Source organism: Sphingopyxis sp. OPL5 (assembly GCF_003797775.2).
Classification (GTDB): Bacteria; Pseudomonadota; Alphaproteobacteria; order Sphingomonadales; family Sphingomonadaceae; genus Sphingopyxis.
In genome coordinates this window covers 4,362,536-4,374,558 of the sequence record NZ_CP060725.1, presented here as the reverse complement: position 1 = coordinate 4,374,558, position 12,023 = coordinate 4,362,536, and the positions used below count along the sequence as shown (strand labels likewise).

The following is a 12,023-nucleotide window of genomic DNA, read 5'->3' as shown; positions in this document are numbered from 1 at the left end:
GCTACGCCCCTGCCGGATTATTGTGCGCTGCGTCAAGTCGCGCCAGGCTGGCATCGCGGCCCAGCAGCAGCAGCACGTCGAAAATCCCCGGCGATACGGTCCGCCCGGTCAGGGCCGCCCGCAGCGGTTGGGCCAGTTTCCCGAGCCCGACGCCGGCCGCTTCGCTCTCTTCGCGAATTGCGGCCTCCACCGTGTCTTGCGACCAGCCGGACAGCGCGCGCAAACGGTCGGCGACCGAAGCGAGCATCCCCTCCGGTGCGTCCTGTAGCACCGCTGCGGCCTTCTCGTCCATCGCCAGCGGTTCGTCGGCGAAGAGGAAGGTCGCGCCGTCGGCGATCTCGTGCAGCGTCTTGGCGCGCGGCTTGAGCGCGGGCATCGCCTGCGCGAGCAGCGCCTGATCGGCGGCGGAGAGATCGCGGCCGAGAAGCGTGCCGGTCATCGGCGCGACGAGCGCGGCGAGGCGGGCGTCGTCGGCTTCGCGCAGATAATGGCCGTTGAGATTTTCGAGCTTCTTGAAGTCGAAGCGCGACGGCGAACGGCCGACATGCGCGAGGTCGAACCACTCGGTCGCCTGCGCGCGGCTGATGATCTCGTCGTCGCCATGGCCCCAGCCGAGGCGGAGCAGATAATTGTTAACCGCCTCGGGCAGATAGCCCAATTCGTCTCGATAGGCGTCGACGCCGAGCGCGCCGTGGCGTTTCGACAGCTTCGCGCCGTCGGCGCCGTGGATCAGCGGGACGTGCGCGTAAACGGGCTCGCGCCAGTCCATCGCGCGGATCAGCGCGAGCTGGCGGAAGGCGTTGTTGAGATGGTCGTCGCCGCGGATGACATGGGTGACGCCCATGTCATTGTCGTCGACAACGACGCTGAGCATATAGGTCGGGGTGCCGTCGCTGCGCAGCAGGACGAAGTCGTCGAGCTCGGCGTTCTGGACGGTGACGTCGCCCTGGACCTTGTCCGGAATCGTCACCGCGCCGTCCTGCGGCGCGCGCAGGCGGACGACGTGCGGCACGGCGGGGTCGCCGTCGTTCCGGTCGCGCCAAGGGCTGCGGACGCGGAAGGGCAGGCGCTTTTCCTGGGCCTCGGCGCGCATCGCGGCGAGTTCGTCCTGGGTCAGATAGCAGCGATAGGCATCGCCCTTGGCGAGCAGCTGCGCGGCGACATCGGCATGGCGGTCGGCGCGAGCGAATTGATAGACGGTGTCGCCGTCCCAATCGAGGTCGAGCCAGCGCATCCCGTCGAGGATCGCGTCGATCGCCGCGTCGGTCGAGCGCGCGCGGTCGGTATCCTCGATGCGCAGCAGGAACTTGCCGCCGTGGTGGCGCGCGAACAGCCAGTTGAACAGCGCGGTGCGCGCGCCGCCGATGTGGAGGAAACCCGTGGGCGACGGCGCGAAGCGCGTCACCACATCGGCGCCGGTCGCTTCGCCGGATATGGTTTGATTTTCGGTTGCCACAACGGCCTCTTTCACTCAGTTTTGCGGGTCCCCGCGGACGGCGGGGACGGGGATCGGGGGTGCCCCTAGCATGGCGACAAGGCCGCTTCAAACGCCCATTGGTTTGCGCGCGGCGGCGATGGTGCGGCGCATGCCCGAGTCGATCGAAGCGCGGCTCGATGCCGAGCGCGAACGGATCGCGCTTTGGCTGCCGGTCGCGCTTGGCGCGGGGATCGCCGCCTGGTTCGCGCTGCCCACCCGGACCCACTGGATCGGGCTGCTGCTGGTGCTGGGCGCCGGCGCGCTCGCCGGGCTGCTGATCGGCTGGCAACGCCGGTTCGGGCGCGCGGTCGTCGTCGAATGCGCGGTGATGGCGCTGGGGCTGTTGCTCGTGTGGGGGCGAGCACTATGGCTGTCGGCGCCCGTGCTGGCGCTGCCGGTGGTAACCGAATTTTCGGCGAGCGTCGAAAGCGTCGAGCCGCTGCCGGCGAAGGACCAGGTCCGGCTGATCGTGCGGCCGCTGAAGCGACCCGATCTGCCGCCGCGGTTGCGGATCACCGCGGCGGGCGAACAGGGCAAGGGCATCGCGCCGGGCGAGGCGATCGGGCTGCGCGCGCGGTTGATGCCGCCGCCGACCGCGAGCCTGCCCGGCGGCTATGATTTCGCGCAGCGCGCCTGGTTCGACCGGATCGGCGCGGTCGGCACGGTCCTCGGCGAGATCGGGCGGGCGCCGGGCGCGGGGGACGGGGTGCAGACGCTGCGCGCGCGGCTGAGCGATCATATCCACGGGCAGATCGACGGATCGGCAGGGGGGATCGCCGCGGCGCTCGTCGCGGGCGATCGCGGCGCGATCAGCGAGGCCGACGAGGAGGCGATGCGGCGGAGCGGGCTGGCGCATTTGCTGTCGATCAGCGGGCTGCATGTGACCGCGGTGGTGACCTTTGCAATGCTGATCGCGATGAGCCTGCTCGCGCTCAGTCGGCGGCTGGCGCTGGCGGGCTATGTGCTGCCGCTGGCGGCGGCGGTCGCAGCGCTGGCGGGCGGGGGGTATACGTTGCTCGCGGGGGCCGAGGTGCCGACCTTGCGCTCGTTCATCGCCGCGCTGCTGGTGCTGATCGCCTTTCTGCTCGGGCGCGAGGCGCTGACGCTGCGGCTGGTCGCGGCGGGCGCGCTGATTGTGCTGATCTGGCGCCCCGAATCGCTGGCGGGGCCGAGTTTCCAGCTGAGTTTCGCGGCGATCACCGCGATCGTCGCGCTCCACGAAAGCCGCGCGATGCAGCGGTTCATGGCGCGGCGCGAGGAGCCATGGGTGTTTCGCCTGGGACGCGGGGTCGCGGGACTGGTGATCACCGGGCTCGCGGTCGAGGTCGCGCTGGCGCCGATCGCGCTGTTCCATTTCCACAAGGCGGGGCTCTATGGCGCGCTCGCCAATGTCGTCGCGATCCCGCTGACGACCTTTGTCATCATGCCCGCCGAGGCGCTGGCTTTGCTGTTCGACAGCGTCGGGCTCGGCGCGCCCTTCTGGTGGGTCGCCGAGCAGGCGCTGAACGCCCTGATCTGGCTCGCGCACAGCGTCGCCGATGCGCCCGGCGCGGTCGCGACGCTGCCGGTGTTCCCGCCCTGGGGTTTCGGCCTCGCGATCTTCGGCGGGATATGGCTGCTGCTGTGGCGGACGCGCTGGCGTTGGGCGGGGGCGGTGCCGCTGGTCCTCGGCATGGCCGTCCTGCTCGCCCAGCCGCGGCCCGATGTGCTGATTACCGGCGACGGCAAGCATATCGCCGCGGCACAACCCGACGGCAGCTATGCGTTGCTGCGCGAGCGGGCGGGGGATTATGTGCGCGACGCGGTGGCCGAGGCGGCGGGCATCGATGCGCCGCTCGCCGCGCTCACCGACCTCGATCATGTCGCCTGCAACCGCGATTTCTGTCGCTGGACGCAGGATGGGCGCACCATCCTGGCGGCGCGCGGGCGCGACCGGATCGAGGGGGCGGACATGGCGGCGGCGTGCGCCGCGGCCGATGTGGTGATCAGCGAGCGCTGGCTGCCGCGCGAATGCGCCGGGCGCTGGCTGACGATCGACCGCGATACCTTGCCGCAGACCGGCGGGCTGGCGCTTTACCTCGGCGATCGGCCGCGCGCGGTGACGGCGTTAGGCGCGGGCGACGAGCATATGTGGCGCCGCCCGCCGCAGGTCAGTGGTAACGACGAAGCAGTCCCGACAACTTCCCTTGCACGATGACGCGCTCGGCGGCGTAGCGCTGCGGCTCATAGGCACTGTTCGCGGGATCGAGACGGATCATCTTGCCCTCGCGGCGGAAATATTTGAGCGTCGCATCCTGCCCGTCGACGAGCGCGACGACGATATCGCCTTCGCGCGCGGTGCTGACCTTTTGGATCAGCGCATAATCGCCGTCGAAGATGCCGGCCTCGACCATCGAGTCGCCCGACACTTCGAGCGCATAATGTTCGCCCGAACCAAGCAGCGCGGCGGGGACCGCGAGATTGTCATGATTTTCGAACGCCTCGATCGGCACACCCGCGGCGATCTTGCCGTGGAGCGGGACCTCGACGATGTCGTTCGCGGCGATCGGGCGCATCGCCGGGGCGGGCTTGCGCAGCGGCACGACATTGTCGCGATCGGTGCTGACGGCCGCCTTGCCGCCCTCGGGAAGCTTGACGACCTCGAGCGCGCGGGCGCGGTTGGGGAGGCGGCGGAGGAAGCCGCGCTCCTCGAGCGCGCTGATCAGGCGGTGGATTCCCGATTTGGATTTGAGCCCGAGCGCCTCCTTCATCTCCTCGAACGACGGCGAGATGCCGCTCGCGTCGAGCTTTTGCTGGATGAAGTGGAGCAGTTCATGCTGCTTGGCGGTCAACATCGGGCGTTCTCCATGATGCCGGTTTCGGACATAAGGAGAACGATAATGGAACAGAAGCGAACTTGTCAAGCGATGTCGATATAATCCGCCGCGTCGCCCGCCGCGCGGGACGGCGCACCGATCTCGCGGATGACGAGCGCATTCGCCGCAGCGAGCGGAAAGGTGCGGCCGCTGTCCTGTCCGTCGAAGGGCGAGAGAAGGCCGCCGTCGATCCGTCCGCGCAAATAGTCGCGTCGCGCGCCGCCGGGGCCGAGGGGGGCCGCGAGCGGGGCCCTGCGCAGTTGCGGGAGCGGGGCTCGCGCGCCGGCGAGATGGCGGACGAGGGGGAGCAGGAACAGGGTCGCAGTAACGAAGGCCGACGAGGGGTTGCCGGGCAGGCCAAGCAGCAGCGCGTCGCCGAGCGTGCCCGCGATCAGCGGCTTGCCGGGGCGCATCGCGATCTTCCAGAAATCGAGCCGCCCGCCGGCATCGTCGAGCGCGCCGCGGACATGGTCGTGATCGCCGACCGAGGCGCCGCCGACGGTGACGATGACGTCGTGACGTCGCGCCAGGTCTTTTAATACCTTGGATAAAATTTCACGGTCGTCGCGGATGTGGAGCGGGATGCTGACCACGGCGGGCTCGGCGGCGAGCATCGCGGCGAGCATCGTGCCGTTGCTGTCGGGGATCTGGCCGGGCGCGAGCGCACGGCCCGGCTGGACGAGTTCGTCGCCGGTGGTGAGGATCGCGACACGCGGGCGGGCGCCGACCACAAGCTGCGCGTCGCCACCCATGATCGCCGCGGCGATCGCACCGGCGTTGAGCCGGGTTCCGGCGGCGACGAGCATGGCGCCGGTCGCGAAGTCGCTGGCGCGGTCGCGAATATGGGCGCCCTGGGCCTCCGGGCCATCGCCGGTCAGCGTCAGGACCGTGCCGTCGGCGGCGACATCTTCCTGCAGGATGACCGTGTCGGCGTCGTGGGGGACCATCGCGCCGGTGAAGATGCGGATCGCCTGACCCGCGCCGAGGGGCAGGACGGGCGCGGAGCCTGCGGCGACCTCGCCGATGATCGTCCATGGTCCCGGCAGGTCGGCGAAACGGATCGCATAACCGTCCATCGCCGAAAGCGGCGCCGCGGGCTGGTCGCGCAATGCGATGACATCGTGCGAAAGATAGCGGCCAAGCGATTCGGAAAAGGCGATATTCTCGGGCGCCAGCGGCGCGCGGAGCGCGAGCAGGCGTGCCTGCGCCTCCTCGACGGGGAGCAGCTTGCTCATTCGGCGCGCCAGTCGCCCGAGCGGCCGCCGCTCTTTTCGAGCAAACGAATATCCCCGATCATCATCGCGCGGTCGAGCGCCTTCGCCATGTCGTAGAGGGTGAGCAGCGCGACCGAGGTGGCGGTGAGCGCTTCCATCTCGACCCCCGTCGGCCCCGTGGTCGCGGCGGTCGCGGTGACCGAAATGCCGGTTTCCTCCCATTCGAACTCGACGCCGACCTTGGTGAGCGCGAGAGGATGGCAGAGCGGGATGAGGTCGGCGGTGCGCTTGGCGCCCATAATCCCGGCGATGCGCGCGGTCGAGAGGACGTCGCCCTTGGGCGCGTTGCCGGTGCGGATGGCTTCGAGCGCCGCAGGGGACATGGTGATGCGGCCGGTGGCGACGGCGCGGCGCGCGGTTGCGGGCTTGGCGCCGACGTCGACCATATGGGCGGCGCCGCTTTCGTCGAGATGAGTCGGGCGTTGGGTCATGGCGATGAAGCGAAGCAACGCTGCGGAGGAAAGGCAAGTAGAGATAATGACAGGCGGTCAGGTGACGATGATTTCCAGCGATGGGTCCGACACCTGCGTCGCTTCGCAGCGCGTCTTGAAATCGGCGAGGCCGGCGCGCCACCACCGGTGCTCGGCACGGATCTTGTCGAAGCCTGCGGCGAGCGCGGTCATGTCGATGTGATATTCGCCGACGACCCGCATCGGTCCGGCGGGTCCGTTGGGAAAACTATGCGGGTCGTATTTCCGGGGTTCGACGAATACATCGAAGACCGTCAGCGCCTCGAGCCCGCTGCCCCAAGCCAGGAGGTTCGCGACCGGCATCGTCAGGTCCATGTTGGAGGTACCGCCATAATTGCTGATCAGCGCGGGCTCGAGCGGGCTGAGGAAAAGCATGCGGTCATTGCCGTTCGCGTAGGGGAGGACTTCGCTGTTGCGGACCACGACCGATTGGTGCCAGCGCTCCTTTTTCCGCATCGACCGGGCGACGCCGTCGATATTGACGATGCGGATCATCGCTTTGGCAGACGGATCGGGCGTAGGCGTCTTGTCCCAGACATTGCCGCCGGGCCATTCGATCATGACCGTCATGCCGCTTGGCTGTCCGGCGGGGAGGATGATGGACCGTTCCGCCATCAGGCCGGCCGGGAGGGGCGGGGCGCGTCTGGGTAGATAATCGGACGTCCATCGGCCGGTTTCGGAAAAGATCGCGCCCGCTTCAGTGTACAGCGTGTCGAATTCGAGCGTGCCGCCGAAGCCGTCGAGGGGCGCGCGGTGACGACATTGATACATGGTTTTCGGCCATTCGGCCGCTTGGGCCGAGCCACCCTCCTGTGCCGATGCCGCCTGAACGAGCAACGGGAGGGTCATCGGTAGCGCCAAAAGCCATGATAGCCGATTGATTCCCGCCATCGTTCGTTCCCTGGTTCCCGGTGTCGATCCGATTCTTGTAACCGCCTGCTGTAACCGGCGAGACATTACCGGTTCGTATAGGATGCCCGTCGGTGATGGGAGCGAGCTGGTTTTGCTGCGGGTTACGAAGACCGCTTACGGGCGGAAGCGGCCGTAGAGAGATCCTCCCTGTGGCCGCAGGCCATGGGGAGGGAGACCGCCGCAAGCGGTGGTGGAGGGGCTGAAAGGTAGCGCGACGCCTACGGCGTCGGCCCCTCCGTCAGCCCTGCGGGCTGCCACCTCCCCATCGCTTCGCGACAGGGAGGATTGGGGATGTCCGCTCCCCACCCCGAAGTAGACGCTATCCTTCCAGCAACGCCTTCGTCGCCGTCGCCACATCGTCCTGTCGCATCAGGCTTTCACCGACGAGGAAGCTTTTCACGCCGCTGGCCGCGAGGCGCTGGCAGTCGGCGTGAGTGGCGATGCCGCTTTCGCCGACGAGCAGCGTGCCGGCGGGCACCAGTTTCGCGACGCGTTCGGTGACCGCGAGGTCGGTCTCGAACGTACGCAAATCGCGGTTGTTGACGCCGATCAGGCGCGACTGGAGCGCGGTCAGCGCGCGGCTTAGCTCGGCTTCGTCATGAACCTCGACGAGGACGTCCATGCCGCGTTCGATCGCCGCGGCCTCGATGGCCTGCATCTCGGCGTCTTCCAGCGCGGCGACGATGATCAGGATCGCGTCGGCGCCGATCGAGCGTGCTTCGGCGACCTGCCAGGGGTCGATCATGAAATCCTTGCGCAGCACCGGCAGGTCGCATGCGGTGCGCGCGGCGATCAGAAATTCTTCATGGCCCTGGAAATAAGGTGCGTCGGTGAGCACCGAGAGGCACGCCGCGCCGCCGGCCTGATAGGCGCGGGCATGGTCGGTCGGATCGAAATCTTCGCGAATCAATCCCTTGGACGGCGAAGCTTTCTTGATTTCGGCGATCAGCGCGAAGCCGCCGGCGTCGATCTTTGCCTGCAGCGCGGCGGCGAAGCCGCGCACCGGGCCGGCGTCGATGCCGTCGAGATCGGCCATCGTTCGCGACTGGCGGCGTTCGGCGACTTCTTCGGCCTTCGTGGCGAGGATCTGGGTGAGTTTGTTCATTTGTAAGCGATCCAGCAGTCGAGCAGTGCGTTGGCGAGGCCCTTGTCGATCGCTTCGGCGGCTTCCTCGACGCCTTCGGTTCGCGTCCGGACCGCGCCTGCGACGAGGAGCGCCTCGGCGGCGTTGTAGAGGACGGCGTCGCGATAGGCACCGGGCTCGCCCTGGAGAAGGCCGCGCAGGGCCTTCGCATTAAAAGCGGCGTCGCCGCCGCGCAGTTCCTCGAGCGGGCGTGTCGGCAGGCCCGCGTCGGCGGCGTGGCTGCGCTGCATGACGACGCCTTCGGGGGTGACCACCGCGACCTCGTTGCCGCCGGCGAGCGACAGTTCGTCGAGGCCTTCGTCACCCGAAATCACGCGCGAATGCTCGGTGTCGAGCCGGTGCAGCGCCTCGGCATAGACGGGGACATAGGCGGGGCGCGCGATGCCGACGAGCTGGCGCGTGACGCGCGCGGGGTTGGCGAGCGGGCCCATCAGGTTGAAGATGGTCCGGCGGCCGAGCGCCTTGCGGATCGGCATGATGCGCTTCATCGCCGGATGCCGGGTTCCCGCGAAGAGGAAGCAGATGCCGAGGTCGGCAAGCTGTTCCTGCGCCATATGGTCGGCGCGGTCCATGTCGAGGCCGAGGGCTTCCAAGGTATCGGCGGCACCGGATTTCGACGAAGCGGCACGATTTCCGTGCTTTGCGACCGGAACCTCGCATGCTGCCACGACAATGGCGACCGCGGTCGAGACGTTCAGTGTATGATGGCCGTCGCCGCCGGTGCCACAGACGTCGATCGCGCCCGCAGGGGCCTCGATCGCGATCAGCCGGTCGCGCATTGCCTGCGCCGCGGCGGCGATTTCGACCATCGTCTCGCCGCGGTCGGACAGCGCGGCCAGGAAGCCGGCGATATCGTCGTCGCTGCCGCCGCCGTCGAGCATCGTCGCAAAGGCGTGCGCGGCCTCGTCATGATCGAGCAGCGCGGCCGGATCGGGGAAGGGACCGAAGCGGCTCATGCCGACTGGCGTTCGCGCACCGGCAGGCCCGCGCTCGCCATGAAATTGGCGAGCATCGCATGGCCATGTTCGGTGGCGATGCTTTCGGGGTGGAACTGGACGCCATGGATCGGCAGCTCGGCGTGGCGGAACCCCATCACCGCGCCGTCGTCGCTGGTCGCGTTGATGACAAGGCTGGCGGGAATATCGACGACCTCGAGGCTGTGGTAGCGCGTCGCGGTGAGCGGCGAGGGCAGGCCGGTGAACAGCCCGCTGCCGTCGTGGCAGACGGGCGAGGTCTTGCCGTGCATCAGATGGCCGCGCTGCACGATGCCGCCGAAATGCTGGCCGATCGCCTGATGTCCGAGGCAGACGCCGAGCAAGGGCCGCGCGGCATCGGCGCAGGCGGCGACGAGGTCGAGGCTGATCCCCGCCTCGTTCGGGGTGCAGGGGCCGGGCGAGATGAGGATCGCATCGGCACCGCTGGCGAGGGCCTGCGCAGCCGTGAGCGCATCGTTGCGTTCGACGCGCACCTCGGCGCCCAGCTCGATCAGATAATGAACGAGGTTGAAGGTGAAGCTGTCGTAGTTGTCGATGACGAGGATCATGGGATGGGGCGGTAGCGATTTTGCGGGAGTGGGGGAAGGGATAGAAGCTTGGGAAGGCGCAAGTCCGGCTTTTCGGGCCTAGTCGACCATCCGGACGACGATTTTGCCCTTGGCGCGGCCCGATTCGAGATAGGCGATCGCGTCGGCGATGGCGGCGAAGGGAAAGACGCGGTCGATCACGGGTTCGAGCCGTTTTTGCTCGATAAGCGCCGCCAATTCGGCGAGCTCGGCGCCGCTGGGGTGCATGAGCAGATAGCGGTAGATCGCGCCATGCTTGCGGGCTTTGGCGCGGATGCCGAAGCTTGCGAACCAGAAGAGCGCGGCGAGGAGCGCGCCGCGGCCGAGATCCTTTGTCGCGGTGAGCGGTTCGGGCATCCCCGCGACCGAGACGACGGCGGCGCCGGGTTTGACGACGGCGAAGCATTTGGCGAGCGTGTCGCCGCCGATGAGGTCGAAGGCGCCGTCCATGTCGTGGACTTCATTCGCGAAATCCTGCGTCGTGTAATCAATGACGTGGTCGGCGCCGAGCCGCTCGACGAGGTCGCGGCCGCGCGGCGAAGCGGTGGTGGTGACCTCTGCCCCCAGCCATTTGGCGAGTTGGATCGCGAAGGTGCCGACCCCGCCCGCGCCGCCGGGAATGAAGACGCGGCTGCCGGGTTTGAGCTGGAGTTCGTCGCGGAGCGCCTGCAGCGCGGTGAGCCCGGCGAGCGGGACGCCGGCGGCGGTGGTGAAATCGAGCGACGCAGGCAGCAACGCAGCATGATCGGCAGGGACGACCGCGAGTTCGGCGAAGGCGCCCATGCGCTCCTTGGGTGCGCGCGCGAAGATGCGGTCGCCGGGGACGAAGCCGGTTACTTTCTTGCCGCACGCCTCGACCACTCCGGCGAATTCATTGCCCATGACGACGGGCATTTTATAACCCTGCACGACTTTCAGCATGCCGTCGCGAATCTTGAAGTCGACGGGGTTGAGCCCGGTGGCGTGGACGCGGACGAGGATGTCGTCGGGGCCGGGCGTCGGGGCCGGGACGTCGCGCAATTCGGTGGCTTCGGGGCCGCCGTAGCGGGTGAGGACGAGGGCCTTCACGGCTTTTCCGCCATCAGTTTCGCGAGATCGTCCTTCCAGAATTTGGCCCAGGTATGCGTGCTGTGCCCCTTGGTTTCGGGGCTGGCGGGGATCAGGATGAAGGTGGCGCGCGGCATGCGCGGGGCGGCTTTTTCGGTGATACCGTAGAGCGGCGGGTTGATGAAATCGTCGGCGCTGTTGATCCAGAGCACGGGGACGGTAATTTTTTCGAGGTCGGCCCAGGGATTGTAGGTGCGCGAGCTTTCGAGCTGGTAGATCGTGTCGTTGGCGTCGTTGCGGCCATAGGTGCGGGCAAAGGCCTCATCCTTATATTTTTCGGCGGCCTGGCGGGTCGGATATTGCGCCTGCAGCGCATAGGGGTTGGCGCCCGCGATCATGCTGAGCGCGGCGGCGGTGCGCAGGCCGGCGGCGGGTGGCGCACCGTAATTACCGTCCTGCCACAGCGGATCGGCCTTGATCGCGTCGATCGACAGCGTGCGCCACATGCGGTTCTGGCCTGCGATCTCGACCGGCAGGCAGGCGAAGGGGGCGAGGCGCTCGGCGAAACCGGGCCAGGTCTCGCCCCAGACGAAGGCGTGCATGCAACCCATCGAGGTGCCGAGGATGAGCTTCAGCTTCTGCACCCCGAGCTTTTCGGTGAGCAGGCGGTGCTGCGCCGCGACCATGTCGGCATAGTCATATTTGGGGAATTTCATCCGCAGCCCGTCGCTGGGCTTCGACGAGCCGCCATGGCCGATATTGTCGGGCAGGATGACGTAATATTTGCTCGTATCGAGCGGCTGGCCGGGGCCGAAAAGCTCGCTCGCGAACTGTGGCTGGAAGAATTGTTTGCCGGTGCCGCCGGTACCGTGAAGGATCATCACGGCGTTGGTGACATTACCTTTCGCGTCGCGCTGTGGCGTGCCGAGCGTGGTGTAGTGGAGCTTGAGCTCGGGCAGTTTCTCGCCGGTCGCGAAGGTGAAATCCTGGAGGATCGCATCGGCTTCGGTGGCGCCTTCGATCTGGGCTTGGGCGGGCGTAGCGGCTGCGAGCAGCAGGGCGAGGGGGACGATGAATTTCAGCATGGGGTGAAGCTAGCGCGTTTGCGGAGCGGTGATAAGTCCTCTGCGTCGCGAGATCGACGAGGGTTTCGGCATTGTCTGCGTTGGGGTGGAGAGCGGACGTCTATTCAATGACGCTCTCAGGTGGTAGCTCATCCAAGGAGCCTGCACCGAAAGGCGTGGAAATTGACTAGCGAAATAGCTGCCCCCGCAGATCTAGAG

Annotated in this window: 11 protein-coding genes; 1 reads left to right on the top strand and 10 read right to left on the bottom strand. The window is 67.7% G+C overall.

Annotation, left to right across the window (positions count from 1 at the left end):
- Nucleotide 1: 1 nt before the first annotated feature.
- Nucleotides 2–1,456 (bottom strand): glutamate--tRNA ligase, encoded by a 1,455-nt coding sequence (gene gltX, locus EEB18_RS21020; RefSeq protein WP_187140657.1) that lies wholly within the window; start codon nt 1,454–1,456, stop codon nt 2–4.
- 130 nt (nt 1,457–1,586) lie between these two features.
- Between gltX and EEB18_RS21015 the strand changes: the two genes are divergently transcribed.
- Complete coding sequence (locus EEB18_RS21015; protein ID WP_262408030.1) at nt 1,587–3,674, top strand: ComEC/Rec2 family competence protein; 2,088 nt, start codon at nt 1,587–1,589, stop codon at nt 3,672–3,674.
- Here the strand turns inward: EEB18_RS21015 and lexA are convergent.
- From lexA to EEB18_RS20970, 9 genes are all read right to left on the bottom strand, one after another.
- Nucleotides 3,628–4,311, bottom strand: coding sequence for a transcriptional repressor LexA (lexA, locus tag EEB18_RS21010; protein ID WP_056347868.1), 684 nt, complete (start codon nt 4,309–4,311; stop codon nt 3,628–3,630). The genes EEB18_RS21015 and lexA overlap by 47 nt on opposite strands.
- Before the next feature lie 65 nt (nt 4,312–4,376).
- Nucleotides 4,377–5,567: a molybdopterin molybdotransferase MoeA gene (locus tag EEB18_RS21005; protein ID WP_187141519.1), complete on the bottom strand. Its 1,191-nt coding sequence runs from the start codon at nt 5,565–5,567 to the stop codon at nt 4,377–4,379.
- Nucleotides 5,564–6,037 carry a cyclic pyranopterin monophosphate synthase MoaC gene (gene moaC, locus EEB18_RS21000; protein ID WP_187141520.1) on the bottom strand — a complete coding sequence of 158 codons (474 nt, stop codon included), beginning with the start codon at nt 6,035–6,037 and terminating at the stop codon, nt 5,564–5,566. The genes EEB18_RS21005 and moaC overlap by 4 nt, the downstream gene beginning before the upstream one ends.
- Before the next feature lie 57 nt (nt 6,038–6,094).
- A complete protein-coding gene (locus tag EEB18_RS20995) occupies nt 6,095–6,925 on the bottom strand; it encodes a hypothetical protein (protein WP_187141521.1) in 831 nt (276 codons plus the stop codon).
- Nucleotides 6,926–7,307: 382 nt separating this feature from the next.
- A complete protein-coding gene (gene trpC, locus EEB18_RS20990; protein WP_187141522.1) occupies nt 7,308–8,093 on the bottom strand; it encodes an indole-3-glycerol phosphate synthase TrpC in 786 nt (261 codons plus the stop codon).
- Nucleotides 8,090–9,088 carry an anthranilate phosphoribosyltransferase gene (gene trpD, locus EEB18_RS20985; protein WP_187141523.1) on the bottom strand — a complete coding sequence of 333 codons (999 nt, stop codon included), beginning with the start codon at nt 9,086–9,088 and terminating at the stop codon, nt 8,090–8,092. Before trpD ends, trpC begins: the two co-directional genes overlap by 4 nt.
- Nucleotides 9,085–9,675 carry an anthranilate synthase component II gene (locus EEB18_RS20980; RefSeq protein ID WP_187141524.1) on the bottom strand — a complete coding sequence of 197 codons (591 nt, stop codon included), beginning with the start codon at nt 9,673–9,675 and terminating at the stop codon, nt 9,085–9,087. The genes trpD and EEB18_RS20980 overlap by 4 nt, the downstream gene beginning before the upstream one ends.
- A 78-nt stretch (nt 9,676–9,753) precedes the next feature.
- Nucleotides 9,754–10,761, bottom strand: a complete 1,008-nt coding sequence (locus tag EEB18_RS20975; RefSeq protein ID WP_187141525.1) for an NADP-dependent oxidoreductase — start codon at nt 10,759–10,761, stop codon at nt 9,754–9,756.
- The gene (locus EEB18_RS20970) at nt 10,758–11,825 is read right to left on the bottom strand and encodes an alpha/beta fold hydrolase (RefSeq protein ID WP_187141526.1); all 1,068 of its coding nucleotides are present in this window, start codon (nt 11,823–11,825) and stop codon (nt 10,758–10,760) included. The genes EEB18_RS20975 and EEB18_RS20970 overlap by 4 nt, the downstream gene beginning before the upstream one ends.
- Between the last annotated feature and the right edge of the window lie 198 nt (nt 11,826–12,023).

Bases quoted from the DNA above. Each gene is read 5' to 3' on its own strand.
- lexA (WP_056347868.1), bottom strand. From the start codon at position 4,311: ATGTTGACCGCCAAGCAGCATGAACTGCTCCACTTCATCCAGCAAAAG.
- trpC (WP_187141522.1), bottom strand. From the start codon at position 8,093: ATGAACAAACTCACCCAGATCCTCGCCACGAAGGCCGAAGAAGTCGCC.
- EEB18_RS20995 (WP_187141521.1), bottom strand. From the start codon at position 6,925: ATGACCCTCCCGTTGCTCGTTCAGGCGGCATCGGCACAGGAGGGTGGC.
- EEB18_RS21015 (WP_262408030.1), top strand. From the start codon at position 1,587: ATGCCCGAGTCGATCGAAGCGCGGCTCGATGCCGAGCGCGAACGGATC.
- EEB18_RS20980 (WP_187141524.1), bottom strand. From the start codon at position 9,675: ATGATCCTCGTCATCGACAACTACGACAGCTTCACCTTCAACCTCGTT.
- EEB18_RS21005 (WP_187141519.1), bottom strand. From the start codon at position 5,567: ATGAGCAAGCTGCTCCCCGTCGAGGAGGCGCAGGCACGCCTGCTCGCG.
- trpD (WP_187141523.1), bottom strand. From the start codon at position 9,088: ATGAGCCGCTTCGGTCCCTTCCCCGATCCGGCCGCGCTGCTCGATCAT.
- moaC (WP_187141520.1), bottom strand. From the start codon at position 6,037: ATGACCCAACGCCCGACTCATCTCGACGAAAGCGGCGCCGCCCATATG.
- EEB18_RS20970 (WP_187141526.1), bottom strand. From the start codon at position 11,825: ATGCTGAAATTCATCGTCCCCCTCGCCCTGCTGCTCGCAGCCGCTACG.